Source organism: Blastomonas sp. CCH9-A1, from assembly GCF_001557175.1.
GTDB classification, from domain to species: Bacteria; Pseudomonadota; Alphaproteobacteria; order Sphingomonadales; family Sphingomonadaceae; genus Blastomonas; species Blastomonas delafieldii_A.
This window is the reverse complement of the sequence record NZ_LSHM01000070.1, coordinates 1-23,846: the sequence shown is the minus strand read 5'-3', so window position 1 is coordinate 23,846 and position 23,846 is coordinate 1. Positions and strand designations below refer to the sequence as shown.

Here is a 23,846-nt window from a genome sequence, read left to right as displayed (position 1 = left end):
TCACAGGCCACCTGATAGCAGGGGCAGCTGACGCAGCCGCAGGCCGGTCGCAGAGGCCAGCGCGTTGGCGATGGCAGGGGCCACGGCGGGCACGCCGATCTCGCCCAGCCCCGCAGGCGGCTCCTGGCTTTCGATAAGGTCCACACGGATCTCCGGAATGTCCGCGAGCAGCGGCAGGGAAAGGTCGTTCAATGCTCTGGCATCGGGATAGCCATCGGTCCAGCCGGTGGCGCACCCCATCGCCATCGCAAGGCCGAATATCATGCCGCCCTCGATCTGTTGCAAGGCTATGTCGTGATTGATGATGCGTCCGGCATCGACCACCGCGGAAAGCCGCTCGACCCGGAAGCCGCCGCGCCCGGTGCCGCCCTCTGCGCCGTCGCTCGCGCGCGAGGCGCTGGCGATTACAGCGATATGCGCGCCATTCCACGAACAGCAGGCGACCCCCTGGCCGCTATTGTCCATGCCGCCATCCCATTCGCCCAGCCCCGCCACGCGCGTCAGGCAATTGGCGAGGCGGATATTCTGCCCCAGCATCTGCACCCGATATGACAGCGGTTCGCGGCGCCCGCGCGCGGCCAGCTCGTCGATAAACGTCTCGGTGACGAAAACGCCATAGCTCGCCGCATTGCCGCGCCAGCGTGCCGTCGGCACGTCGATGCGGACGGGATAATGATCGATGGCAAGGTGCGGGATGTCATAGGGCACCATCGCGCCTGCCACCGCCATGCGGTCGGCCTCGCCGCTGGTCGCCTCGATAGCCTCTGTGGGGTGGGCGTCGTTGAACAGGCGCTGGGCGAACTCCCGCGCGCTGGGCGGACAGGCGATCTTGATCGAAAGCGCGCGGATATTCGCCTCGGTATCGGTGAGCGCGGCGATGCGCGCGGCAGCCGGCGTGCGGACGGGATCGCGCGCCGATTCCTCCAGGCGCGAGCGCATCAGCTGCACCGGGCGGCGCAGATCGCGGGCGAGGATGGCAGCAGGCGCGGCGAGATCGTCGTCGAGTCTGCGGTCGAACGATCCGCCTGCGGGCATCGGATAGATCTGTACATTGGCGTGTGGAATGCCGAGCGCGGCAGCGGCGCGGCGGCGCGCGACCTGCGGGGCCTGGCTCGCGATCCAGAGTTCGAGGCGATTATCGGCAAAGCGCGCGGTGACCGCGCCGGTCTCCAGCGTCGCATGCGGCGCAGCGGCGATGGCATAGCGCGCCGCCAGGCCCTTGGCGGAAGCAAAGCCTGCATCCTCCTCGCCGCGCGCGAACAGGCGATAGCCGGTGCGCCCGCCCTTGTCCGGCCCGTCGAGTGCCTTGTCGAGCCTTTCGGCGATCTCGTCACCGCTGAGCCTGCCGCCGACCGAAGCAAAGCGCGGGCGCAGCAACCGCACTGCCTTGTCCGCGCCCCACCAGTTCGTCGCGACCGCAGCGACCCAGTCCTCGCCCTTGACCACATCGATCAGCCCGGTGACGCCGTCTGCCGGCTTTCGGCTGACGCTTTCCAGCCGCACCGCGCCGACCGGCCCCTGGCGGATCGCGGCATAGACCATGTCGGGCAGGCGGACATCGCCCGCAAAGCTCGCGCTGCCATCGACCTTGGCGGGTAGATCGAGCCGCGCGAACGGGGGCGCATCGCCGATCGGTTCGGCGCGGACATTGCCGGGCAGGGTGGTGCGCAAGGGTGCTGGATCGGGCACGGGATAGCCCACCGCTTCCTCCGCCAGCTCGGCAAAGCGCAGCTTCTCGTTGCCCCAGACGACAAAGCCGTCGCGGGTGTCGGTTTCCTCGACCGCCGCGCCCCAGCGATCCGCCGCCACCTGGCACAGCATCGCGCGCGCGGTCGCCGCCGCTGCGCGATAGCCCGGCTCGTAGGCGGTCACTTCGGTATCGCCTGCGGTCACGACAAAATCGCGCATCGCCGCCCAGCGCTTGATCAGGATGTCGTTCTCGTCGGGCTGCAGCGTCCAGCCGGTCGGCATCAGCAGCGGCATCCATTCGCTCGCCAGCCGATTGTTGGCGAAGACCGGGGCGGGCGGCGCGGGCTCGAGCGCGATGGTCCGCCAGTCCGCGCCCAGTTCCTCGGCGACGATCTGCGCGAGCACGGTGCCTGTGCCCTGGCCCATTTCGCAATGCGGGTTGCCGACGATCACCGTGCCGTTGGTGGCGATGCGCAGGAAAGCGCCGAACGCCGCCTCGCCCTCGGCAAAGCCAGGAGGATCGTCATAACGGCGCGGCCAGAGCGTCCAGGCGACGGTCAGCCCCGCCCCGGCCGCCGCCGTGATCAGCAGCCCGCGCCGCGTGATCAGCGCCATGCGCTCAGCCCCCCACTCCCGACCGCTCACCGAAGCGGTTGTCGATCCAGGTCGAGATGCGCGCGGCGATGCTGCCGAACGCATCGGCGATCAGCCCCTCGCCCGAGGCCGGCGGCACGCCCGCGTCCGACGACTTGCGGATCGCCATGTCGAGCGGCACACGGCCAAGAAACGGCAGGTTCATCGACTTTGCCGCCGCTTCCGCGCCGCCGATGCCGAACGGATCGGACAGCTCGCCGCAATGCGGGCAGACATAGCCCGCCATGTTCTCGATCAGGCCGATAATGGGCACGTTGCCCTGTTCGAACAGGCTGATCGCGCGCACCGCATCCATCAGCGCCAGGTCCTGCGGGGTGGACACGATCACCGCGCCGGCGGGCTTGTGCTTTTGCAGCATGGAAAGCTGCACGTCGCCCGTACCCGGCGGCAGGTCGACGATGATGTCGGTCACATCGCCCCAATGCGCGTCGATCAGCTGGCCCAGCGCATTGCCCGCCATCGGCCCGCGCCACGCGATCGCCTGGCCAGGCTGCACCAGATGCCCCATCGAAAGGATCGGCACGCCAAAGTCGTTGGACACCGGCACCAGCTTCTGGTCGCGCGCGGTGGGCTTCACGTCCTCGCAATCGAAAAGGCGCGGCTGGCTGGGCCCATAGATATCGGCATCGACCAGCCCGACCTTGCGCCCCGCACGGTGCAGCGCGACCGCGAGATTGGCCGAAAAGGTCGACTTGCCGACGCCGCCCTTGCCCGAGCCCACCACGATCAGCCGGGGCGGGCGACGCTCGGCGGTCATCGCGACCTGCACCTTCGTCACCCCCTCGATCTTGAGCAGCGCGCCCTTGACCGCGATCTCCAGCCTGTCGCGCGCCAGCCCGTCGAGCCCGGCGACGTCGAGCACCAGCGATACCACGCCGCCTTCGCGCAGTTTCACCGCGCTCGCCCGACCCTCGCTGGCACCTGTCGCTACGGCTTCGATCTCGTTCAGCTCTGCCATCATTCCCTCGCGCTTCATGCGATATCCGCTCGTCCGGCCAGCCTGTCCGTGGACGTTTCGCCCCGCCTAGACGAAATGCGGGCCAACGCACAATACAAGCGCACGAACCCCCTGTTTTTTGCGAAGGCACAACCTATAAAGGTCTTATGACAAGACTGACCGGGTGGTTCCCCCGCATATTGACGATGGCCAATAACAGCCCCTGGGGCAGCGGATCGGGAGGTTCGGGCGGCTCCGGCGATTCCGGTTCGGGCGGCAGCGACGGCGGTTCCAATGGTGGTGGCGGTCCGCGCAACCCCTGGCAGCCCTCGGGCAATGGCGGCAATGGCGGTCGCAAGCCCAGCAATATCGAGGATCTGTTCAAGCGTCGTCCCGGTGGCGGCGGCGGTGGCGGTTTCAGGGGCGGCGGCTTTGGCGGCCTGCCCAAGCGCCCCAATGGCAAGAGCTATGTGCCGATCGCGATCGGCGTGGTCGTAGTCGCCTGGCTGGTGCTGTCGAGCTTCCACCGTGTCGGTCCGCAGGAGCGCGGCGTCGTCACCTTCCTCGGCAGCTATTCGCGCACGGTCGAGCCCGGCATTGCGCTGACGCTTCCCGCACCGATCGAATCGTTCGAGACCGTCGACGTGCAGAACATCCGCACCATCGATATTCCGGCGGCCGGCACGCAGGAAAACCTAATCCTCACCGGCGACCAGAATCTGGTCGATCTCGCTTATTCGGTGCGCTGGACGATCAAGGACCCGACGCTCTACCTGTTCCAGCTCGCCGATCCCGAGGCGACGATCCGCGAAGCCGCCGAGGCCGCAATGCGCGCGAGCGTCGCCGAAGTGACGCTCGACGATGCGATCGGCCCCGGCCGTATCGAGGTCGAGCAGAAGGTCGAGCAGCGGATGAAGGAGCTGCTCGATAGCTATCGTTCGGGCATCCAGGTGCAGGGCGTCGCGATCAAGAAGGCCGACCCGCCCGAAGCGGTGAACGAGGCGTTCAAGGCCGTGTCCGCCGCGCAGCAGGAAGCGCAGACCTATCTCAACGAGGCGCGCGCCTATGCGCAGCAGCTCACTGCCGCTGCCCAGGGCGAGGCCGCTGCGTTCGACAAGGTGTACGAGGAATATCGCCTCGCGCCCGAAGTGACGCGCCGCCGCATGTATTACGAGACCATGGAGCGCGTGCTGTCCAAGCTTGACAAGACGATCATCGAACCGGGCAACGTGACCCCGTATCTGCCGCTGCCCGAGCTGCGCAAGAAGATGCAGGAGAGCACCACCGTGGAAGCCCCGCGTGCGCAGGGAGGGTCGAACTGATGAACGGCCTGATGCAACGCCCCATGCTGCTGCTGGGCCTTCTCGCCCTGCTGCTGATCGTTATCGCCAGCTCGGTCGCGATCGTGCCCGAGACCAAGCAGGCGGTAATCGTCCGCTTCGGTCAGCCGGTGCGCACCTTCAACGTCTATCGCGACAATGAGGAATTCGGGAAGACCGGTGCGGGCCTGATCGCACGCATTCCCTTCGCCGAACAGATCGTGTGGGTCGACAAGCGCGTGATTGCGGTCGAGATGGAGCAGCAGCAGGTGCTCTCCACCGACCAGCTGCGGCTAGAGGTGGACGCCTATGCCCGCTTCCGCATCGTCGATCCCGAGCGCATGTACGTGTCCGCCGGCAGCGTCGAACGGGTCGCGGCAGAGCTGCGTCCGATCCTGGGTTCGGCGCTGCGCAACGAGCTTGGCAAGCGGCAGTTCGCGGCATTGCTGAGCCCCGAGCGCGGCGGCATCATGGACCGCATCCAGGCCGGGCTCGATCGCATCGCGGCGCAGTACGGCGCGCAGATCGTCGATGTGCAGATCAAGCGCGCCGACCTGCCCCAGGGCACGCCGCTGCAGAGCGCCTTCCAGCGCATGCGCACCGCGCGCGAGCAGGAGGCGCGCACCATCACCGCGCAGGGTCAGAAGAACGCCCAGATCATCCGGGCGGAAGCCGATGCATCCGCATCGCGTACCTATGCCAACAGCTTCGGCAAGGATCCGTCCTTCTATGAATTCTACCGCGCGATGCAGAGCTATGAGCGGACGTTCCTGGGCGGATCGGGCGACACCTCGATCATCCTGTCGCCGAACAACGAATATCTGCGGGAATTTCAGGGTCGGGGGAACCGATAACAGCCTGGGCGCGTGAATGCGCGCCCGCCATTCAATCTGCGTTCAGGCGTGGATTGCAAACCGAATATTGCCATGGCGTGTGCCGGTTTTCCGGCGTTCTGGGGCACGCCGATGGTCGCTTCTTGTGGATGAAGAGGATTTGTACGTGCGATATGCCTATGCAGTGACGTCGGCCCTTTTGCTGGGTGGCAGCGCGATCGTTCTGGCGACCGGCCAGCCGCTGGGCGCGCAGGTGGCGCAGAACGACCAGAGCGCGATGCTCGCCGCCGCTCCCCGGCCCGGCGCGCCGATGAGCTTTGCCGATCTGACCGAGCAGTTGCAGCCTGCCGTGGTCAATATCTCGACGCGCCAGCGCGTGCGCGTGCCCAACAACCCGTTTGCCGGAACCCCGTTCGGCGGCCTGTTCGGCGCACCCGAGGGCGGTGGCGGCGGCACCCGCGAGGCGCAGTCGCTGGGTTCGGGCTTCATCATCTCGGCCGACGGCTATGTCGTCACCAACAATCACGTGATCGCCGCCGAGGGCAATGCGTCGGTCGAATCGATCACCGTGACCATGCCCGACGGCACCGAATATCCCGCCCGGCTGATCGGCCGCGATCCGCAGTCGGACCTTGCCGTGCTCAAGATCAGCGGCACCAAGCCCTTCCCGTTCGTGCGCTTCGGCGATTCGACCAAGACGCGCGTCGGCGACTGGATCATCGCGATCGGCAATCCCTTCGGCCTCGGTGGCACGGTGACCTCGGGCATCATCTCGGCGGTCTATCGCAATACCGGCCAGGGCGGCGCCTATGACCGCTATCTGCAGACCGACGCCGCGATCAACCGGGGCAATTCGGGCGGCCCGATGTTCGACCTCAACGGCAATGTCATCGGCATCAACAACGCCATCATCTCGCCCACCGGCGGCAGCGTCGGCATCGGCTTTGCGATTCCCGCAGAGGTCGCCGCCCCGATCGTCGAGAAGCTGCGCAGTGGTGCTGCGATCGAGCGCGGCTATCTGGGCATCGGCATCAACCCGCTGACCGATGACCTTGCGGCATCGCTCGGCCTGCCCAAGCGTCGCGGCGAGTTCGTCCAGCGCGTCGAGCCGGGCGAGGCTGCCGAAAAGGCGGGTATCAAAGCGGGCGACGTCGTCGTTTCGGTCGATGGCAAGGATGTCACGCCCGACCAGACGCTGTCGTTCATTGTCGCCAATACCGCGCCGGGCAAGAAGATCCCGGTGGTCGTGATCCGCAATGGCGAGCGGCTGACGCTCAACGCCACCGTGGGCCGCCGTCCGAGCGAGGAAGAGCTCGCCGCGCAGACCTTCAACCCCGAAGCGGCAGAGGATTTCTCCGATCAGGATGAGCAGGACAGCGAAACCGCCACCCGCCAGGCGCTGGGCATGGCGGTGACCGAGCTGACGCCGCAGATCGCGCGCCAGATCGGCGTGCCGCCCGAGATCAAGGGCGTGGTCGTGGCGGCGGTCGATCCGTCGGGCGATGCGGCAACCAAGGGTATCCGTCGCGGTGACGTGATTCTGTCGATCAACAACCGTCCGGTGGTCACCTCGGCCGAGGTCGACCGCGTGATCGCCGAGGCGCGCTCGGCCAATCGCGAGGCCGTGCTGCTGCGCGTGCAGCGCCGCACCGGCCAGCCGCAGTTCCTGCCGGTGCGCCTGCGCACCAAGTAACGGCGAATTTTTCGCGAGAATGCAAAGGGGCGGTGCCGCAGGGTGCCGCCCTTTTTTTGTTATCTCACCCGAAACAAATACCACCCGACACTTCCCGTCCGCGTCAACTTGTCTTGCGCGCGACGCCTTCCTAGTGTGGCCTCGAATGCACCGATTTCCGGGCAAGGAGGAGGATGAATATGGGTCGTATCGCAATCGTGACTGGCGGAACCCGCGGCATTGGCGAGGCGATCAGCCTGGCGCTCAAGGATGCCGGCGCGCATGTCATCGCCAGCTATGGTGGCAATGACGAGGCGGCCCGGGCCTTTTCCGATCGCACCGGCATTGCCGTGCAGAAATGGGATGTGGGCGATCATCAGCAGAGCATGGATGCGGTCGCGAAGATCGAGGCGGATTACGGCCCGGTCGACATTCTGGTCAACAATGCCGGCATCACCCGCGATGCCACGATGATGAAGATGACCTGGGAACAGTGGGACGAGGTGATTCGCGTCGACCTCACCGGCTGCTTCAACATGGCCAAGGCGTGCTTCCCCGGCATGCGCACGCGCGGCTGGGGCCGCATCGTCAATATCGGCTCGGTCAACGGCCAGGGCGGGCAGATCGGCCAGGTCAACTATGCCGCCGCCAAATCGGGAATCCATGGCTTCACCAAGTCGCTGGCGATGGAAGGCGCGAAATATGGCGTCACCGCCAACGCGATCGCGCCGGGCTATATCGCCACCGAAATGCTCTCGACCATTCCGCAGAACGTGATGGACAAGATCGTCGCGCAAATCCCGGTCGGACGGCTCGGCCAGGCCGAGGAAATCGCGCGCGGCGTGGTGTTCCTGACCGCCGAAGAGGCCGCGTTCATCACCGGATCGACGCTGTCGATCAACGGCGGCCAGCACATGTACTGATTTGGCCCAGCAGCCACCAGAAGGGCCGCGCCGGGATGCCGTCGCGGCCCTTTTTGCGTCAGTTGCGCGCGAACATCCCTGCGATCAGCCCACGCTTGCCGCCACCTGACTTGAGCACGTTGCGGCGGAACAGCCGTGCGCCGAAGCGGATCAGCAGCAGCACCCAGAAGGCCTGCCAGCCAAGCGCGAGCAGATGCTGCCACAGCACGCCCTGCTGCGCTGCGCGCGCGAGCATCGCGAAAGGCGAGCTGAACGGAAAGATCGCCGCAAACAGTTCGATCGGTTCACCCAGTCGCGTGATCGAGAACGAGGCCAGGAAGAAGAACACCAGCTGGCCCATGGTCGCGGGCATCGACAATGTCTGCACCTCGCGGACGGTGCTCGCCATCGAACCGATGCCGAGGAACAGCGATCCGAGCAGCAGATAGGCCATGGCGAAATAGGCGACGCCGAGCGCGAGGAAGGCGGGCCAGCCGATCGCGGGGAGTGGCAGTTGCGGCAGGCCGTCTGCGGCAAGCAGGATGGCAACCAGCGCCAACGAGGTCCAGCAGGCAATGCCGATCAGCGCCATGCCCAGCATCGCGAACAGCTTGCCGAGAAAGATCGCGTCGATCGGTACCGCTGCGGCGAGAATCTCGATGATCTTGTTGGTCTTTTCCTCGACCAGATTCGACAAAACCATGCCTGCAAGCAGCATGGTGAGCAGCACCAGCAACGCCTGGCCGACCTGCGCGGTCACCAGCCGGCCCTGCTCGACCGAGCCGCTGCTCTCGGCCACCAGCCGCGTCGTGATCCGCGCCGGGGCGGCGCTATCGCCCTCGCGCGCGCGTTCGACCAAAAGCTCGAGCGGGCCTTTCCACCGCTCCACCTCGTCCCTGGTACCGATCAGCCTCGGCTCGGCCAGGCTTCCGGTCAGCACGCCCAGATAGCGCGTGTCCTTGCCCGAAGCGATCACGCTGTCGGGATCGCCTGTTTCGACCGCAACAAGCACAGGAACGCGCGGCTCGCCCAGCTGCTTCGCCAGGCTGGCGCGCGCCTCGAGCGCGGCCGCACTGTCGGCCGCATCCATCACCAGCGCGAAGCTGTTCTTGTCGATGTCGCGCGCGACCTGTCCACCGATGCTGCCCGCCGCGATGCCGATCGCCAGCGGGAAGATCGGGCCGAGCAGGAAGAAGAAGAACGCCTTGGAAAAGATGATCGCGGCAAAGTCGCGCCGGGCGATGACCCAGGAGGCGCGCAGGAGTTCAGGCATCGGCGCTCTCCTGCTGCTGGTCTTCCTCGAGCTGGCGCGCGGCATCGGCTCCGGCGATCGCGACAAAGGCATCGTGCAGCCCGGGCCGCTCGATCGAAAGCGACTGAATGCCCGCCTCGCCCTCGATCAGCGCGCGCAGCAGCGGCTCGACCCCGGTTTCGGGCAGGGTGAAATGCCAGAAATGCCCCTCGGGCACCGCATCGGCGGGAATTGCCGCGCGCCAGGGTCCATCCAGCGCGCGTGTCTCGAGCCGCACCTGCGGACGCAGCCGGTCGCGCGCTTCGGATACGGAACCGGCAAAGGGCACCTTGCCGCCCGCGATGATCGCGATTCGCTCGCACAGCCGTTCGGCATGCGCGATGACATGCGTCGAAAAGATCACGGTGACGCCGCGCGCCGCCTGGGCGCGGATCATCCGTTCGAGCTTGGCCTGGTTGAGTGCATCGAGGCCGGAAAATGGCTCGTCGAGCACGATCAGCTCGGGCTCGTGCACCAGGGTGCCGAGCAGCTGCACCGTCTGCGCCATGCCCTTGGACAAGGTGCGCACCTCCTTGTCCGCCGCCTTGCCCAGGCCATGCTCCTCGAGCATCGCACGCCCGCGCTTGCGCCCCTCGGCGAGCGGCAGCCCGCGCAGCGCGCCCATGAAGGCAATGGCATCATAGGCCTTCATCGAAGGGTAAAGCCCGCGCTCCTCGGGCAGATAGCCGACCCGGCGCGCGACATCGAGCGGATGATCGGTGCCGAGCAGGGTGCGCGTTCCCTCATCGGGATCGACGATACCCAACAGCATGCGCAGCGTGGTCGTCTTGCCCGCACCATTGGGCCCCAATATGCCGAAGATGCTGCCGGCGGGAACGGTGAGGTCCACCCCGTCCACCGCGCGCTGCCGCCCGAAAATCTTGACGAGGCCATGCGCTTCGATGGCGTTGGCGGTCACGGGCGATCCTTGCTCAAGCGTCTCTCCGGGCGGGCCGTCGCACTTGGTGGAAGCCCATGAATCGGGTAGCGGATGAGCATGGCGAGCGGCAAGCGAAACCTTGAGGCCGAGATAGCAGCAGAAGCGGCGAAGCTGGGCTTTGCCGATTGCGGCTTCGCGCCTGCCGCTCTCGGCCCGGAAAACGCCGCGCGCTTCCAGGCCTGGCTCGATGCGGGCTGCCATGGCGACATGCTGTGGATGGAGGGGCGCAGCCACCAGCGCGCCGAGCCCAAGGTGCTGTGGAGCGATGTGCGATCGGTCATCATGCTGGGCATGAGCTATGCGCCGGGACGCGATCCGTTCGCGCTGGAGGCGCAAGCGGATCGGGGCCGCATCTCGGTCTATGCGCAGGGCGGGGACTATCACAAGACGGTGAAGTCCGCGCTCAAGGCGCTCGCCCGCTGGATCGTCGCGCAGGCGGAAGACGTGCAGGTGAAAGTGTTCGTCGATACCGCGCCGGTGATGGAAAAGCCGCTGGCGATGGCGGCAGGCCTCGGCTGGCAGGGCAAGCACACCAACCTGGTCAGCCGCAGCCATGGCAGCTGGCTGTTCCTCGGCGCGATCTACACCACGCTGGAGCTGGCACCGAGCGGGGCAGGGCGCGATCGCTGCGGATCGTGCACCGCCTGCCAGGACATCTGCCCGACCGATGCGTTCCCCGCGCCCTACAGGCTCGATGCGCGACGCTGCATCTCGTATCTGACGATCGAGCATGAAGGACCCATTCCGGCCGAGCTGCGCGCAGGCATCGGCAACCATGTCTATGGCTGCGACGATTGCCTGGCGGTCTGCCCGTGGAACAAGTTTGCCGATGCGGCGCACCGGAACCAAGCGTTCCTTCCGCGCGCGGAGCTGGTCGCGCCCTCGCTCGCCGATCTGCTTAGCCTCGACGACGCCGCGTTCCGGGCGCTGTTCTCGGGCTCGCCGATCAAGCGCAGCGGGCGCGGGCGGATGGTGCGCAACGCTCTGATTGCGGCGGGCAATAGCGGCGATGGCGCATTGATCGCGCCGGTGGCAGTGCTTCTCGACGACGCGGACCCGGTGGTGCGCGGCGCGGCGGTCTGGGCACTGTCGAGGCTCGATCCGGCGCGGGCGGGGGCCGAACGCGCGGCCAGGGCTGCGCACGAAACCGATCCGCAGGTGATCGCCGAATGGCAGCTTGCCGACGCGCCGCAGCCGGTCTAGGCGCAGCTTCATCATGCGCCCGCCCTTCGATCATGTCCGCACCTGGATCTTCGATCTCGACAACACGCTCTATCCGGCGGAGACCGACCTGTTCGCGCTGATCGACGAGCGCATGGGGCAATATGTCTCCGATCTGATGCAGGTCGATCTCGCCGAGGCGCGGCGAATCCAGAAGGATTATTATTACCGGCACGGCACGACGCTGGCCGGCCTGATGCTCGACCATGGCGTCGATCCGCACCATTTCCTCGATTATGTCCACGATATCGACATGGGCCGCGTTTCGCCCTGTTCGATCACCGCGCAGGGCCTGGCGCGGCTGCCGGGGCGCAAGCTCATCTTCACCAATGGCGATGTCAAATATGCCTCGCGGGTGCTCGACCGGCTCGGTCTCGTGGACCAGTTCGAGGCGATCCACGACATCCACGCGACGCAATACCGGCCCAAGCCGGATGTCGCTGCCTATGCAAGCCTGGTCGATGCGCTCGACATCGATCCTGCGAGCGCCCTGTTCGTCGACGATCTGGCGCGCAACCTCAGACCCGCCAAGCAGCTCGGCATGACCACGGTGTGGATGAACAACGGCTCGGACGGCGGCAATCACGAGCACGATCACAGCTATATCGACCATGAAATTACCGCGCTGGGCGAGTGGCTCGCGGCGCTGACCGAGGAGACTTCTGCATGACCGACACCCTGCAAACCCGGATCGAAGCCGCCTGGGAAGGCCGCGACACGATGGACACCGGCCCCGACAGCGCGGTTCGCGCCGATGTGGCAGAAGCGCTGAACCTGCTCGACAGCGGAGCCGCGCGCGTCGCCGAGCCCGATGGCCAGGGCGGCTGGCAGGTCAACCAGTGGCTCAAGAAGGCGGTGCTGCTCTCGTTCCGCCTCAACCCGATGGACCTGATCAGCGGCGCGCCCGGCGGGGCGAGCTGGTGGGACAAGGTGCCGAGCAAGTTCGACGGCTGGAGCGCGGACGAGTTCAAGGCGGCCGGTTTCCGCGCGGTTCCCGGTGCGGTCGCGCGACGCGGTGCGTTCATCGCCAAGGACGCGGTGCTGATGCCCAGCTTCGTCAATATCGGCGCGCATGTCGGTGAAGGCACGATGGTCGATACCTGGGCCACCGTCGGCAGCTGCGCGCAGATCGGCCGCAACGTGCATATCTCGGGCGGCGTCGGCATCGGCGGCGTGCTCGAGCCGCTTCAGGCCGGGCCGGTGATCATCGAGGACAATTGCTTTATCGGCGCACGTTCGGAAGTGGCTGAGGGCGTGATCGTCGGCGAGGGCGCGGTGCTTTCGATGGGCGTGTATCTCGGCGCGTCCACGAAGATCGTCGACCGCGCCACAGGCGAGGTGCATTATGGCAAGGTGCCGCCCTATGCAGTGGTCGTGCCCGGCGCGATGCCCGGCAAGCCGCTGCCCGATGGCACGCCCGGCCCGTCGCTCTATTGCGCGGTGATCGTCAAGACGGTGGACGCGCAGACGCGTTCGAAGACCGGCATCAACGAGCTGCTGCGGAGCTGATGGCGCGCGGGGGGCCTATAGGCAAACCTATCCCCCCAGCCGCTCCAGCGCCCGGCCCTTGCCGATCAGCGGCAGCAGCTCTGCCATGTCGGGACCATGGTCCATGCCAGTGAGCGCGCGGCGTAGCGGCAGGAACAGCGTCTTGCCCTTGCGCCCGGTGCTGGCCTTGAGCGCTTCGGTCCAGTCCTTCCAGACCATGGGGCCGAATTCGAGCCCCTCAAGAACAGTGCGCGCCTCGCCCAGATAGGCGGTATCGTCCGGCTCGGGCGCGGGCGCGTCGACCGGCCCGGTGATGATCCGCCAGTAATCGCCGACCTCGCCCAGATGCGCGATATTGGGGCGGATAGCGTGCCAGATCGCCTCGTCGATTTCGCCCGGCAGCTGGTCCGCGACCGATGCGAAATCGGCGCTGTGGACAAGCTGGCGGTTGATCCGCTCCAGATCCTCCTCGGCAAAGCGCGCGGGCGCACGCCCGAAGCGTGCAAAGTCGAACGTCTCGAGCAGCGCGGCGCGGTCGTGCAACGGCTCGACCGGGTCCGAGGTGCCCAGCCGGGCGAGCAGCGCGACGATCGCCTGGGGTAATATGTGCTTCTCGCGCAGTTCGCCCACGCCCAGCGAGCCCAATCGCTTGGAGAGCTTGCCCTCCGCGCCGGTCAGCAGCGCCTCGTGCGCGAACGCCGGCGGGGTGCTGCCCAACGCGGTGAACATCTGCAGCTGGACGGCGGTGTTCGAGACATGATCCTCGCCGCGCACGACATGCGTGATGGCCATGTCGACATCATCGATCGCGGACGGCAGCATGTACAGCCAGCTGCCATCGGCGCGGCGGATGACGGGATCTGACAGGCTTGCTGCATCGAACTTCTGCGCGCCCCGGATCAGGTCGTCCCAGGCGATCGGCTCGTCATGATCGAGCCTGAACCGCCAGTGCGGTTTCAGCCCCTGCGCTTCGAGATCGGAACGCTCGGCCTCGGTCAGGTTGAGCGCAGCGCGATCATAGACCGGCGGCAGGCCGCGTCCCAAAGCGATCTTGCGCTTGAGGTCGAGCTCCTGCGCGGTCTCATAGCACGGATAGACCCGGCCCGCGGCGCGCAGCTTGTCGAACGCCGCCTCGTATAGCGCTGAGCGCTCGGACTGGCGATATTCGGCATCGGGAGCGAGCCCCAGCCAGGCGAGGTCCGCGCGGATCCCCTCGACATATTCCTCCCGGCTGCGCTCGGCATCGGTATCGTCGATGCGCAGGATGAAGCGGCCTTCGGTCTTCTTCGCCCACATCCAGTTATGCAGCGCGGTGCGGATATTGCCGATATGCAGATGCCCGGTGGGGGACGGGGCGAAACGGGTGATGGTCATGGGGTAAGGGGGCTCGTTCTTGGGGGCAGTCGAAGATCGCCCGATCACGCCGCAGATTGCAGCGGTTCGACATCAGGCTGGTCATGACCCAGCGCCATGGCAAGATCATAGTTCGCCTGCAAGCTGATCCAGAACCGCGCGGTGCTGACCCCGGCACGCTCAAGCCGGATCGCGAGATCAGGACTGATCGCCGCGCGGCCATTGACGACACGCGAAAGCGCCACGCGCGACATGCCCAGCTTGCGGGCGGTTTCGGTGACGCCCAGGCCCAGCGGCGCAATGACATCATCGCGCAGCATCAGTCCGGGATGGGGCGGGGTCTTCATCATAGCAATCAGCCTCAATGATAATCCTGATAGTCGACAAGTTCGACATCGACTCCGACAAAGCAGAAGGTCACACGCCAGTTCCCGTTCACCCAGATCGACCAATGTCCCGCCAGATCGCCCTTGAGCGGATGCAGACGATAGGACGGAAGGTTGAGTTCCGCCGGAGCCGTGGCGACGTCCAGTGCTGCCAATATGCTGAGCAGCTTGGCCTTGTGCGCGGCCTGAATGCCTCTGGTCGATCCGGTTTCGTACAGCAGGCGCAAGCCCTTGTGGCGGAAGCTGACGATCACGTTGCTTCTATATCGCGTAACGATACAAGATGCAAGTCTATCCCGTCCGGAACCGGTTGGTGATCGGATAGCGCCGGTCGCGGCCGAAATTGCGGATCCCCAGCTTTACCCCCGGCGGCGCCTGGCGGCGCTTGTATTCGGCGAGGTAGAGCAACCGCTCGATCCGGGTGACGGTCGCCTCGTCAAAGCCGCGCGCGACGATCTCGGCGACGCTCAGCTCCTCCTCGACCAGGCCGTGCAGGATCGGGTCGAGGATTTCATAGGGCGGCAGGCTGTCGTCGTCGCGCTGATCGGGGCGCAGCTCTGCGCTGGGCGGCTTGGTGATGACGCTTTCGGGCATGACCGGGCCGTCGGGGCCAAGTCCGAGCGGCGGCTTGTTGGCATTGCGCCAGCGCGACAGGTCGAACACGGTGAGCTTATAGGCGTCCTTCAGCACATTATAGCCGCCCGACATGTCGCCATAGATGGTGGCATAGCCGACGCTCATCTCGCTCTTGTTGCCGGTGGTAAGCAGCATCGGACCGAACTTGTTGCTCAGCCCCATCAGCGTGACCGCACGGATGCGCGACTGGATATTCTCTTCGGCGAGGTCCGGGGCGCGGCCTTCAAAGCTGGGGGCCAGCATTGCATCGAAGGCATCGACCGCGGGCGTGATTCTGATCGTGTCGAGCCGACAGCCCAGCAGCCGCGCGCATTCGGCGGCATCGTCGAGGCTGGCTTGGCTGGTATAGCGGCTTGGCAGCATCACGCACCACACCCGGTCCGCCCCCAGCGCATCGACCGCGACCGCAGCGGACAGCGCGCTGTCGATCCCGCCCGACAGGCCGAGCACCACGCCCGGGAAGCCATTGGCATTCACATAATCGCGAAGCCCCACGATCATCGCGTGATAGACGTCCTGCGGAAATGGATCGAGCGAATGGATCTCGCCTGGCGCGCAGACCCAGCCGCTTTGCCCTCGCGTCCATTCGGTGCGTACGGTCGCCGCTTCCCAGTCGGGCAGTTGATGCGCCAGAGCGCCGTCCGCATTGACCACGAACGAGGCGCCGTCGAACACGAGCTCGTCCTGCCCGCCGATACGGTTGAGGAACACGAGCGGCAATCCGGTTTCTGCGACGCGGGCGCGCGCCACATTGTGCAGGCGGCGGTCGTCTTTCTCGATCTCGTAGGGGCTGCCATGCGGCGCGATCAGCAATTCGGCGCCCATCGCTTTCAGATGCCCGCACACCTTGGGGAACCAGATATCCTCGCACAGCGGCAGGCCCAGCATCACGCCCCGGAACGGCACCGGCGACTGCAGCGGGGCCGAAGCGAACAGCCGCTTTTCGTCGAACGTGCCGTAATTGGGCAGTTCGTGCTTCAGCCGCACCGCCGCAATCGCTCCGCCGTCGAGCAGCGCGATGCCGTTGTACAGCGCGCCCTCACGCTGGAACACGCTGCCCACCAGCATTGCGGGGCCGCCATCTGCCGTGGCCGCCGCGAGCCGCTCGAGCTCCGCCTCGGCGCGTGCGATCAGCGCAGGTTTCAGCACCAGGTCTTCGGGCGGATAGCCGATCAGCTGCAACTCGGGAAAGACGACAAGGTCGCAATCCTGCGCCTCGGCGCGCGCCTGCAGCATCGCATCGGCATTGCGTGCCAGATCGCCCATGGTCTGCCCGCACTGGACAAGCGTGATGATAAGCCGGTCGGTCATGGCTGCGGGATAGGGGCTGGCCAGGGGAGCGGCAACAGCTTTTGATGGGAAGGGGAGAGCCGCCGCCTGCATTTCATCAAAGTTTCATCTTCCGGTTTGCGGACCATCTGGCTAAGGCGGGCGCGATCAAGGCAACGGGGAAGCCATATGAAAATCCTTTCCGGCAACAGCAACCTGCCGCTGGCGCGCTCCATTGCCGCCTATCTGGAAATGCCGCTGACCGATGCCAGCGTCCGCCGCTTTGCCGACGAGGAAATCTTCGTCGAAATCCACGAGAATGTGCGCGGCGAAGACGTGTTCGTCATCCAGTCGACCGGCTATCCCGCTAACGACAATCTGATGGAACTGCTGATCTGCATCGATGCATTGAAGCGTGCATCGGCGCGGCGCATCACCGCAGTGATCCCCTATTTCGGCTATGCCCGGCAGGACCGCAAGCCCGGCCCGCGCACGCCGATCTCGGCCAAGCTGGTCGCCAATCTGATCACTGTCGCAGGCGCCGACCGCGTGCTTTCGGTCGATCTGCACGCCGGACAGATCCAGGGCTTTTTCGATATCCCCACCGACAACCTTTATGCCGCGCCGGTGATGGCGGCGGACATCCAGGCGCGGTTCGGCGAGCACAAGCTGATGGTCGTCTCGCCCGACGTGGGCGGCGTGGTGCGCGCGCGTGCGCTCGCCAAGCGGCTCGACAACGCGCCGCTGGCGATCGTCGACAAGCGCCGCGAACGCCCGGGCGAATCGGAAGTTATGAACATCATCGGCAATGTCGAAGGGCGCTTCTGCATCCTCATCGATGACATCGTCGATTCGGGCGGAACCTTGTGCAACGCGGCCCAGGCGCTGAAGGATGCCGGCGCGGTCGATGTGGTCAGCTATGTGACGCACGGCGTGCTGTCGGGCGGCGCGGTCGCACGCGTCAACAACAGCGCGCTGAAGGAACTGGTCATCACCGATTCGATCCAGGCGACCGAGGCCGTCACCGAATCGAGCCGCATCCGCAGTCTGCCGATGGCAGCGCTGATCGGCGAGGCGATCCGCCGCATCGCCGACGAAAGCTCGGTTTCCAGCCTGTTCGACTGATCGGCCCGTGCGCCCGAGCCTGCCCGTGCTGATCGCGCTGGCAGCGGGGCTGGGCGCTTGCGCTTCTCCCGGTCCGCAGGGTGCCGTGGTGTATCAGCCCAAGCCAGGCATCACCGAGGTTCTGTCCGGACCGATTCAGGCCGCGCCCGGCCATCACCTTGTGACCGGTGATCTGAATATTCCCGCCAATGCCCCGATTCCGCGCCATTACCATCATGGCGAGGAATTTCTCTACATCCTCGGCGGCAGCACGGTGATCGTGCGCGAAGGCCAGGGCGAACTGACCTTGCTGCCCGGGCAGGCGATCCGCATCGCGCCGGGCACCGTGCACTGGGGCAGGGCGGGGCCGCAAGGCCTGCGCGCGGTTTCGAGCTGGGTCGTGCCCGATGGCCAGCCGCTGCGCGTGGCCGTGCCGGAGCAAACGGGCACGGCGCGTTGAGCGATTATCTCGAACGCTATCTCGCACGGCTGGCTCTGACGCAGCGGCCAGCGGCCGATCTCGCCGGGCTCGATGCGCTGCTCTGGGCGCAGCGGCTCGCCATTCCTTATGATGCGCTTGACCCCAGGCTCGGGCGCGGGGTCGATGTCGCGCCCGATGCGATTGCCGCCAAGCTCTTCTCGGGAACGCGCGGCGGCTATTGCTTCGAGCTCAACCCGCTGTTCCAGCGCGGGCTCGAGGCGCTGGGTTTTCGCGTCGATCCGCTGCTCGCCCGCGTCTGGTTCCGCCAGCAGCCGGGCGATCCGGTTCCGCCGCGCACGCATATCGTGCTGGCCGTCTGGCTCGAGGGCGAGCGCTGGCTTGCCGATGCGGGCTTTGGCGGCGGGCATGTCCCCGCGATGCGGATCGCCGATGGGGCACAGGCCGCAGGCAATGACGGCGCGGTCCATCGGCTGCGCCACGACGACATGTTCGGCTGGATGCTCGAGCGCCATTTCGGCGGCGAGGTCCGCCCGCAATACAGCTTCACCGACGAGCTTGCCCATCCCACCGATATCGCCATGTCCAACCACTGGACCGCGACCTCGCCCGAATCGCGCTTCATCCGCAACGTGCTGGTCAGCCAGGTGACGCGCAACGGGCTCAAGTCGATCACCAACGATCAGTTCAGCGTCCAGCGCGGGGCGGAGACCGAGCGATTGCCGATTGCCGGTGTCGGGGCGATGCGCGCCCTGCTCGCGGACGAATTCGGCATACTGCTGTCCGACGCCGAGGTGGCGGCGCTCGGCCTGTTCTGACGCCATCGCCTCTGGCCAAGCGTTCCGTCAGTCCCTAGCTAGATCATCATGATACACAGCAAGGATATCGAGCTCGCGCAGCGGCTCGCCGATGCGGCGGGGGAGGCGATCCGTCCCTTTTACCGCGCCGATTTCACCACCGATCGCAAGGCCGATGCGTCGCCCGTGACCGAGGCCGATCGCGCTGCCGAGGCGGCGATGCGCGCCATCCTCGATGCCGAGGCCCCGCGAGACGGTGTGATCGGTGAGGAATATGGCGAGAAGCCCGGAACGACGGGCCGGGTCTGGGTGCTCGATCCGATCGACGGCACGACGAGCTTCATCGCCGGACGCCCGATATTCGGCACCTTGATCGCCTTGATCGCCGAGGAATGGCCGGTGCTGGGCGTGATCGACCAGCCGATCGGGCGCGAGCGCTGGGTCGGCGCGACCGGTCGCGGCACCACGTTCAACGGCAGGCCGGTCAAGGCGCGGCTCTGCCCCGAGATCGGCGATGCGGTGCTCGCCACCACCAGCCCGCACCTGTTCAGCGATCATGACGCGATGCATTTCATGGCGCTCGCCAAGCAATGTGATACGCGGCGGCTGATCTGGGGCGGCGATTGCTATAATTATGCGCTGGTCGCGCAAGGATCGGTCGATCTGGTCTGCGAAAGCGGGCTCAAGCTGCACGATTTCGCCGCTCTGGTCCCCGTGGTCGAAGGCGCAGGCGGGCATATGTGCGATTGGAACGGCGATCCGCTGCACAAGGACAGCGACGGACGTGTCGTCGCGATGGGCGATCCGGCGCGGCTCGAAGATGTGCTCGAGGCGCTGTCGCAGCACGATCACTGACATGGAATGTCCCCCGCCCGCCGTGTCCAGGCGGCATGGCGGGGGACGGGTGGCGCTCCAACAGGGGGCGGAGCGCCGAACCTGACTACCGGGCGCTGGCGACCTGTTTCGTGTCGATCGCCCTCGTATTGTCGCCGATCAGCTTCTGCGCCTCTGCAATGGCCTTGGCCGGGCTCAGCTTGCCCTCGACAATCTCGTCCGCCATCGTCAGCAGCCGGGCGCTGATAATGGTTCCGGCCTGTGCTTCTTCCTGGATCGCGATGCCGCCCTTGGTGCTCGCCACCTTGTCCCATTCGGCGCGCACAGCGGCCCAATAGTCCTTGGTCGCGGCCCAGTAATCGTCCGCTGCCTTGACGTTATAGCCATCGAACTTGGTGTAGGTGTTGAGCACATATTCCTGGACGATCGGCTGCAGCTTTCCGTCCTTCACGCCCATTTTCATATTGTCCTGCCAGTGCACCCAGCCATCGGGCGTGGGTTGGTGGCGGTTGATCGCGTAATAGCGGTCATAGACCGGGTTGCGCACCGCATCGCGCCGGGCGAGCGGACGCCAGGTCCAGTTGGAGCGCCAGCGGCGCACCCCGCCCTGCTGCTCGAACTGGCCCCAGCCGGCATAGCGCGGGCTGTCATCGACCTGCCACACGGTCTGCGACCAGCGACCGCGCCGCATCTTTTCGGGCACGTCCTCCCAGGTCCAGGCATTGCGGTCGGAATAGACCAGCACCTTGGCGGGCTCGTACTCCCAGTCCTGCCGCCAGTGCTTGGTGATGTGCGGCTTGCCGTCGATCTCGCTGACCAGAATGTGCTGCAGCACGATGCGGCGGCCGGTATCCTCGATCACGCGCACGACCTCGTGCCCGCCCGAAATCTTGCGGTCGAGCGGGGTGTAGCCGCTGGTCCAGGGCGTCGCTTCCTGCATGTCGAAGCGCACCTTGAAATTGCCCGCCATCGCCAGGATGTCGGCGCGATCGGCTTCGAAAGCGGCGGCCTCTTCCTGTGCGGGACGTTCGGCAATCGGCGGATGGGCAAGCGCGGTGGTGGAGGCCAGCGCGACGAGGCTGGCGGCGGCAAAGGCGATGATCCTGCTCTTCATATGAGAACCCCTGCTATTTATTGATAACGGTATTGCGACTCAGAAGCGATAAGTCAACGAAACACTGCCGTTGCGGCCCGGCTGGGTAAAGGCATCGGCGATGGTCGTGGTACTGGCGAGCCCGCGCACGTCGGACCACCAGGCGTATTTGGCGTTGGTGAGGTTGAACAGACCCGCACGTAGCGTTACCGGCCCCAGCGCGATGAATGCCGTCGCATCGAGAATGGTGAAGGCCTCGGGGCGGAAGCACGAGGGGGTGCACACGCCCGCGCTGCGTTCCTCGGACTTGCGCGCGCTGTGCGTGGCGATCAGCTGCCCGCCGAACCGTCCCTTCGGGTCGCGCCAGCCGATGCCCGCGACCAGCTTCAGCGGATCGACCGTCGCCAGCGGCACGCGCGTGCCTGCCTGCGGATCGATGACGTCGCCCGTGGCATAAGAGAGTGCGACCTGCCCATTGAGCCCGTTCCTGTCGCGCAGCTCGAGCCGCGCCTCGGCGCCTTCCACCTTCACCCGGTCGAGGTTGATGAACTGGAAGATCGCGGGATTGTTCGGCGTGAAGCCGCCGCCGACCACTTCCTGGCTGATGAAATCCTTGTAGCGCGCGCTGAATGCGGTGGCGCTGAGGCTCACCGCCTCGCTGGTGAAGCGGATGCCGCCCTCGATGCTCTCGCTGCGTTCCGGCCCCAGATCGGCATTGGGGCGCGAGGTATAGCCTTGGGCGAGATTCTCGAAGAACTGGTTGATCTGCGAGGGCTCGGGGGCTCGGAAGCCTTGCGCATAATTGGCAAACAGCCGCACCTCGCTGTTCAGTTTCAGCACCGCGCCCATCTTGGGGCTTAAGCGGTTGCCCGACTGGCCGGTGGTCACGAACGTCGCCGGCAGCAGCGGGTCGCTTTGCGGCGAGAGCTTGTAATAGTCGAAGCGCAGCGCCGGAAACAGCGTGAGCGGGCCGACGCTGATCTCGTCGCCCAAAAAGAGCCCCGCGAGCGTATAGTCGGTCACCGGAAAGGCGGAGGACGGGAAGCGCTCTCCTGCGGGCGGCACGGTACCGTCGCGAAGGCCTTCCTGCCGGGTGAAGCTGGCATCGCCGCCGAAGACCAGCTTGTGCGTCAACGGGCCAGTCGTGAACGCGGCGCGCGCTTCGGCCGAGGCACCATAGACGCGGTTGTCGAAGGTGTTGAGCCGGGTGCGATCGGCGAGCGGGGTGCGGTCTTCCTGCGTGAACTGGCGATCCTTGGCCGATTGCCAGTACAGGCTTGCCCGCGCCAGCTCGATCACGCCGGTGCCTTCCCAGGTCCAGTCGCCCGCCACGCGCCAGCGCTTGCCGGTGTCGCGCGCGACCAGATTGTCGACCGTTGCCGATCGGCCCGAGAGCAGATCGGTGACCATGCGGTTGTCGAGATATTCGCCGGTAAGCCGGAACTTGTGGCCACCGGCGGGGTCCCAGACCAGCCGTGCGGTCGCAGCGTTGCTTTGCCCGTCCTGCGGATTGGGCGTGGTGCGGTTCGCCCCCAGCACGTCATTGGTGCCGCGATTGTCCAGCTCCTCGAAATCGCGCCGCGTATAGGCGATCATGGCCGACAGCTCGCCGCTGCGCCCGGCCAGGATCGCGGTTTCGGCAAACTCGTTGTCGGCGCTGGCATATTGGCCGCGCACGAGGCCAGCGACCGATTTGCCCTTCAGAATGTCCTCGGGATCGCTGAGCGTGAAGCTGACCGCGCCCGCCAGGCCATCGCTGCCATAGAGCGCGGAAGCCGGACCGCGCAGGATCTCGACCGATTTGACCAGTCCGATATCGACCGAATCGCCCCGGCCCACGCTTTGCGCTCCGAAGCTGAAGCCCATCGGCTGGCGCACGCCATCGACCTGGATCAGCACGCGATTGCCGCCGATGCCGCGTATGGTGAAATCCTCATTGCCCGCGCGGCCGGTGGTTCCCAGTGCCGCGCCAAAACGGGCGGGCTGGCGGCGGACGCTGACACCGGGTTCGAAGCGCACCAGGTCCTTGATGTCGGTCGCTAGCTCGTCGGCGATCTCCTCGTCGGTCTTGGCCGAGATGGTGACGGGGGCCTCGTCGATGGTGATGGGCGTGCGCGTGGCCGAAACCACGATGGTGCGCCCGTCGCCAGCCTCGGCTTCGTCGAGCGCCTCGGTCTCACCCTGTGATCTCTCTGCTGCGAGGAGCGGTGCTTGCGCAACACATAGGGCCACCAGCCCTGCCGATACCAACCAACGTGTCATGAAAACCCCTTTTGCTAATGCTAGCGATTCGCAATAGCCTATTAAGTGTTTTCGGCCTGCGGTCAACCGCGCAAGGTCAGGGCATGGAGGATCGGTGCCTGCCATTTGGGGCAGGTTGTGACGTGCGGTCATCGCAATAGGGGCGAGCTGGCCCTCAGGGGATCAGGAAACAGGCTTCAGAAAGGGGTGCCATTTTTGCGGCGTTTGTCGCCCGCACCGTTCTCATGCATGTCGACATCGGGATAATGGCAGGGGCCATTGACGCTCTGGCCGATCACCAGGAACGTGCAATCCACATCGCTTTCGTTGACCAGGCAATGCGCATTGGGCTCGCCCTTGGGAAAGGCCGCGATATCCCCGGCAACCAGCGGCGTTCGGCCATGGTCATCGACCAGCACCGCCTCGCCGGACAGGATCACCAGAATCTCGTCCTCGTTTTCATGCCAGTGGCGCTGGGCAGACCAGGCCCCGGGCTTGAGCACGACATGGCTCGCGCCGAAATCGGTCAGGCCGAGCGCGGGCGACAGGCGGCGATACCAGCGGCCTTGGACCACATCGGCCAGATGCGGCGGATATCCGGTGGCGTTGGTTTGCGGAACCGCTTGCAGGTCGACTTTGGGCATGGCGCGATGTTAGAGCCAGATTTTGATGGAATCAAAAGCTGGCTCTATATTTCTGTTTTGCCGTGATTTCCGAGCCGTGAAATGTTCCATTTCACTCGAAATCA

22 protein-coding genes are annotated in these 23,846 nt (G+C 66.1%); 11 read left to right on the top strand and 11 right to left on the bottom strand.

Going from position 1 to position 23,846, the window contains the following annotated elements:
* Positions 1–2,304: a xanthine dehydrogenase family protein molybdopterin-binding subunit gene (locus tag AX725_RS18120; protein WP_060977613.1), complete on the bottom strand. Its 2,304-nt coding sequence runs from the start codon at positions 2,302–2,304 to the stop codon at positions 1–3.
* Positions 2,305–2,308: 4 nt separating this feature from the next.
* Complete coding sequence (locus AX725_RS18115; RefSeq protein WP_060977646.1) at positions 2,309–3,301, bottom strand: Mrp/NBP35 family ATP-binding protein; 993 nt, start codon at positions 3,299–3,301, stop codon at positions 2,309–2,311.
* Between the two features lie 185 nt (positions 3,302–3,486).
* Between AX725_RS18115 and hflK the strand changes: the two genes are divergently transcribed.
* The 4 genes from hflK to phbB all read left to right on the top strand — a co-directional run bounded on the left by hflK (position 3,487) and on the right by phbB (position 8,027).
* Complete coding sequence (gene hflK, locus AX725_RS18110) at positions 3,487–4,602, top strand: FtsH protease activity modulator HflK (RefSeq protein ID WP_208597852.1); 1,116 nt, start codon at positions 3,487–3,489, stop codon at positions 4,600–4,602.
* A complete protein-coding gene (hflC, locus tag AX725_RS18105; RefSeq protein ID WP_060977615.1) occupies positions 4,602–5,453 on the top strand; it encodes a protease modulator HflC in 852 nt (283 codons plus the stop codon). Before hflK ends, hflC begins: the two co-directional genes overlap by 1 nt.
* Positions 5,454–5,598: 145 nt before the next feature.
* Positions 5,599–7,125 (top strand): Do family serine endopeptidase, encoded by a 1,527-nt coding sequence (locus AX725_RS18100; protein ID WP_196490654.1) that lies wholly within the window; start codon positions 5,599–5,601, stop codon positions 7,123–7,125.
* A 179-nt stretch (positions 7,126–7,304) separates the two neighbouring features.
* Positions 7,305–8,027, top strand: coding sequence for an acetoacetyl-CoA reductase (gene phbB, locus AX725_RS18095; RefSeq protein WP_060977648.1), 723 nt, complete (start codon positions 7,305–7,307; stop codon positions 8,025–8,027).
* Positions 8,028–8,085: 58 nt separating this feature from the next.
* On the opposite strand, the gene AX725_RS18090 is transcribed toward phbB, so the two are convergent.
* A complete protein-coding gene (locus AX725_RS18090) occupies positions 8,086–9,279 on the bottom strand; it encodes an ABC transporter permease (RefSeq protein ID WP_060977616.1) in 1,194 nt (397 codons plus the stop codon).
* The gene (locus tag AX725_RS18085) at positions 9,272–10,216 is read right to left on the bottom strand and encodes an ABC transporter ATP-binding protein (RefSeq protein WP_060977617.1); all 945 of its coding nucleotides are present in this window, start codon (positions 10,214–10,216) and stop codon (positions 9,272–9,274) included. Before AX725_RS18085 ends, AX725_RS18090 begins: the two co-directional genes overlap by 8 nt.
* A gap of 78 nt (positions 10,217–10,294) precedes the next feature.
* Between AX725_RS18085 and queG the strand changes: the two genes are divergently transcribed.
* The 3 genes from queG to dapD are packed head-to-tail and all read left to right on the top strand — an operon-like array spanning position 10,295 to position 12,967.
* On the top strand, positions 10,295–11,440 hold the full coding sequence (gene queG, locus AX725_RS18080) for a tRNA epoxyqueuosine(34) reductase QueG (protein WP_060977649.1): 1,146 nt from the start codon (positions 10,295–10,297) through the stop codon (positions 11,438–11,440).
* Positions 11,441–11,453: 13 nt separating this feature from the next.
* Positions 11,454–12,128, top strand: coding sequence for a pyrimidine 5'-nucleotidase (locus AX725_RS18075; protein WP_060977618.1), 675 nt, complete (start codon positions 11,454–11,456; stop codon positions 12,126–12,128).
* Positions 12,125–12,967 (top strand): 2,3,4,5-tetrahydropyridine-2,6-dicarboxylate N-succinyltransferase, encoded by an 843-nt coding sequence (gene dapD / locus AX725_RS18070; protein ID WP_060977619.1) that lies wholly within the window; start codon positions 12,125–12,127, stop codon positions 12,965–12,967. Before AX725_RS18075 ends, dapD begins: the two co-directional genes overlap by 4 nt.
* 27 nt (positions 12,968–12,994) lie before the next feature.
* Here the strand turns inward: dapD and gltX are convergent, their stop codons facing one another.
* The 4 genes from gltX to AX725_RS18050 are packed head-to-tail and all read right to left on the bottom strand — an operon-like array spanning position 12,995 to position 16,632.
* Complete coding sequence (gltX, locus tag AX725_RS18065) at positions 12,995–14,320, bottom strand: glutamate--tRNA ligase (protein ID WP_060977620.1); 1,326 nt, start codon at positions 14,318–14,320, stop codon at positions 12,995–12,997.
* 44 nt (positions 14,321–14,364) lie between these two features.
* Positions 14,365–14,649: a HigA family addiction module antitoxin gene (locus tag AX725_RS18060; RefSeq protein WP_060977621.1), complete on the bottom strand. Its 285-nt coding sequence runs from the start codon at positions 14,647–14,649 to the stop codon at positions 14,365–14,367.
* A gap of 11 nt (positions 14,650–14,660) precedes the next feature.
* Entirely contained in the window at positions 14,661–14,939 is a 279-nt protein-coding gene (locus AX725_RS18055) for a type II toxin-antitoxin system RelE/ParE family toxin (RefSeq protein WP_060977622.1), read from the bottom strand.
* Positions 14,940–14,976: 37 nt separating this feature from the next.
* Positions 14,977–16,632: an NAD+ synthase gene (locus AX725_RS18050; protein WP_060977623.1), complete on the bottom strand. Its 1,656-nt coding sequence runs from the start codon at positions 16,630–16,632 to the stop codon at positions 14,977–14,979.
* 147 nt (positions 16,633–16,779) lie between these two features.
* On the opposite strand from AX725_RS18050, the gene AX725_RS18045 reads away from it, so the two are divergent.
* The 4 genes from AX725_RS18045 to hisN are packed head-to-tail and all read left to right on the top strand — an operon-like array spanning position 16,780 to position 19,785.
* Positions 16,780–17,715: a ribose-phosphate pyrophosphokinase gene (locus AX725_RS18045; RefSeq protein ID WP_060977624.1), complete on the top strand. Its 936-nt coding sequence runs from the start codon at positions 16,780–16,782 to the stop codon at positions 17,713–17,715.
* A gap of 7 nt (positions 17,716–17,722) precedes the next feature.
* Entirely contained in the window at positions 17,723–18,154 is a 432-nt protein-coding gene (locus AX725_RS18040; protein ID WP_060977625.1) for a cupin domain-containing protein, read from the top strand.
* The gene (locus AX725_RS18035) at positions 18,151–18,951 is read left to right on the top strand and encodes an arylamine N-acetyltransferase family protein (RefSeq protein WP_060977626.1); all 801 of its coding nucleotides are present in this window, start codon (positions 18,151–18,153) and stop codon (positions 18,949–18,951) included. The genes AX725_RS18040 and AX725_RS18035 overlap by 4 nt, the downstream gene beginning before the upstream one ends.
* A 48-nt stretch (positions 18,952–18,999) precedes the next feature.
* Entirely contained in the window at positions 19,000–19,785 is a 786-nt protein-coding gene (hisN, locus tag AX725_RS18030; protein ID WP_060977627.1) for a histidinol-phosphatase, read from the top strand.
* Positions 19,786–19,870: 85 nt separating this feature from the next.
* Here the strand turns inward: hisN and AX725_RS18025 are convergent, their stop codons facing one another.
* The 3 genes from AX725_RS18025 to AX725_RS18015 form a co-directional block, all read right to left on the bottom strand.
* Complete coding sequence (locus AX725_RS18025) at positions 19,871–20,878, bottom strand: DUF6607 family protein (RefSeq protein WP_060977628.1); 1,008 nt, start codon at positions 20,876–20,878, stop codon at positions 19,871–19,873.
* Positions 20,879–20,917: 39 nt separating this feature from the next.
* On the bottom strand, positions 20,918–23,119 hold the full coding sequence (locus tag AX725_RS18020) for a TonB-dependent hemoglobin/transferrin/lactoferrin family receptor (RefSeq protein WP_060977629.1): 2,202 nt from the start codon (positions 23,117–23,119) through the stop codon (positions 20,918–20,920).
* Positions 23,120–23,295: 176 nt separating this feature from the next.
* Positions 23,296–23,742: a cupin domain-containing protein gene (locus tag AX725_RS18015; protein WP_060977630.1), complete on the bottom strand. Its 447-nt coding sequence runs from the start codon at positions 23,740–23,742 to the stop codon at positions 23,296–23,298.
* Positions 23,743–23,846 lie beyond the last annotated feature (104 nt).

What these genes read in the sequence shown, in the direction of transcription:
- AX725_RS18120 (WP_060977613.1), bottom strand. Translation starts at nt 2,304, where the DNA reads ATGGCGCTGATCACGCGGCGCGGGCTGCTGATCACGGCGGCGGCCGGG.
- AX725_RS18115 (WP_060977646.1), bottom strand. Translation starts at nt 3,301, where the DNA reads ATGGCAGAGCTGAACGAGATCGAAGCCGTAGCGACAGGTGCCAGCGAG.
- hflK (WP_208597852.1), top strand. Translation starts at nt 3,487, where the DNA reads ATGGCCAATAACAGCCCCTGGGGCAGCGGATCGGGAGGTTCGGGCGGC.
- hflC (WP_060977615.1), top strand. Translation starts at nt 4,602, where the DNA reads ATGAACGGCCTGATGCAACGCCCCATGCTGCTGCTGGGCCTTCTCGCC.
- phbB (WP_060977648.1), top strand. Translation starts at nt 7,305, where the DNA reads ATGGGTCGTATCGCAATCGTGACTGGCGGAACCCGCGGCATTGGCGAG.
- AX725_RS18090 (WP_060977616.1), bottom strand. Translation starts at nt 9,279, where the DNA reads ATGCCTGAACTCCTGCGCGCCTCCTGGGTCATCGCCCGGCGCGACTTT.
- queG (WP_060977649.1), top strand. Translation starts at nt 10,295, where the DNA reads ATGGCGAGCGGCAAGCGAAACCTTGAGGCCGAGATAGCAGCAGAAGCG.
- AX725_RS18075 (WP_060977618.1), top strand. Translation starts at nt 11,454, where the DNA reads ATGCGCCCGCCCTTCGATCATGTCCGCACCTGGATCTTCGATCTCGAC.
- dapD (WP_060977619.1), top strand. Translation starts at nt 12,125, where the DNA reads ATGACCGACACCCTGCAAACCCGGATCGAAGCCGCCTGGGAAGGCCGC.
- gltX (WP_060977620.1), bottom strand. Translation starts at nt 14,320, where the DNA reads ATGACCATCACCCGTTTCGCCCCGTCCCCCACCGGGCATCTGCATATC.
- AX725_RS18060 (WP_060977621.1), bottom strand. Translation starts at nt 14,649, where the DNA reads ATGATGAAGACCCCGCCCCATCCCGGACTGATGCTGCGCGATGATGTC.
- AX725_RS18050 (WP_060977623.1), bottom strand. Translation starts at nt 16,632, where the DNA reads ATGACCGACCGGCTTATCATCACGCTTGTCCAGTGCGGGCAGACCATG.
- AX725_RS18045 (WP_060977624.1), top strand. Translation starts at nt 16,780, where the DNA reads ATGAAAATCCTTTCCGGCAACAGCAACCTGCCGCTGGCGCGCTCCATT.
- hisN (WP_060977627.1), top strand. Translation starts at nt 19,000, where the DNA reads ATGATACACAGCAAGGATATCGAGCTCGCGCAGCGGCTCGCCGATGCG.
- AX725_RS18025 (WP_060977628.1), bottom strand. Translation starts at nt 20,878, where the DNA reads ATGAAGAGCAGGATCATCGCCTTTGCCGCCGCCAGCCTCGTCGCGCTG.
- AX725_RS18020 (WP_060977629.1), bottom strand. Translation starts at nt 23,119, where the DNA reads ATGACACGTTGGTTGGTATCGGCAGGGCTGGTGGCCCTATGTGTTGCG.
- AX725_RS18015 (WP_060977630.1), bottom strand. Translation starts at nt 23,742, where the DNA reads ATGCCCAAAGTCGACCTGCAAGCGGTTCCGCAAACCAACGCCACCGGA.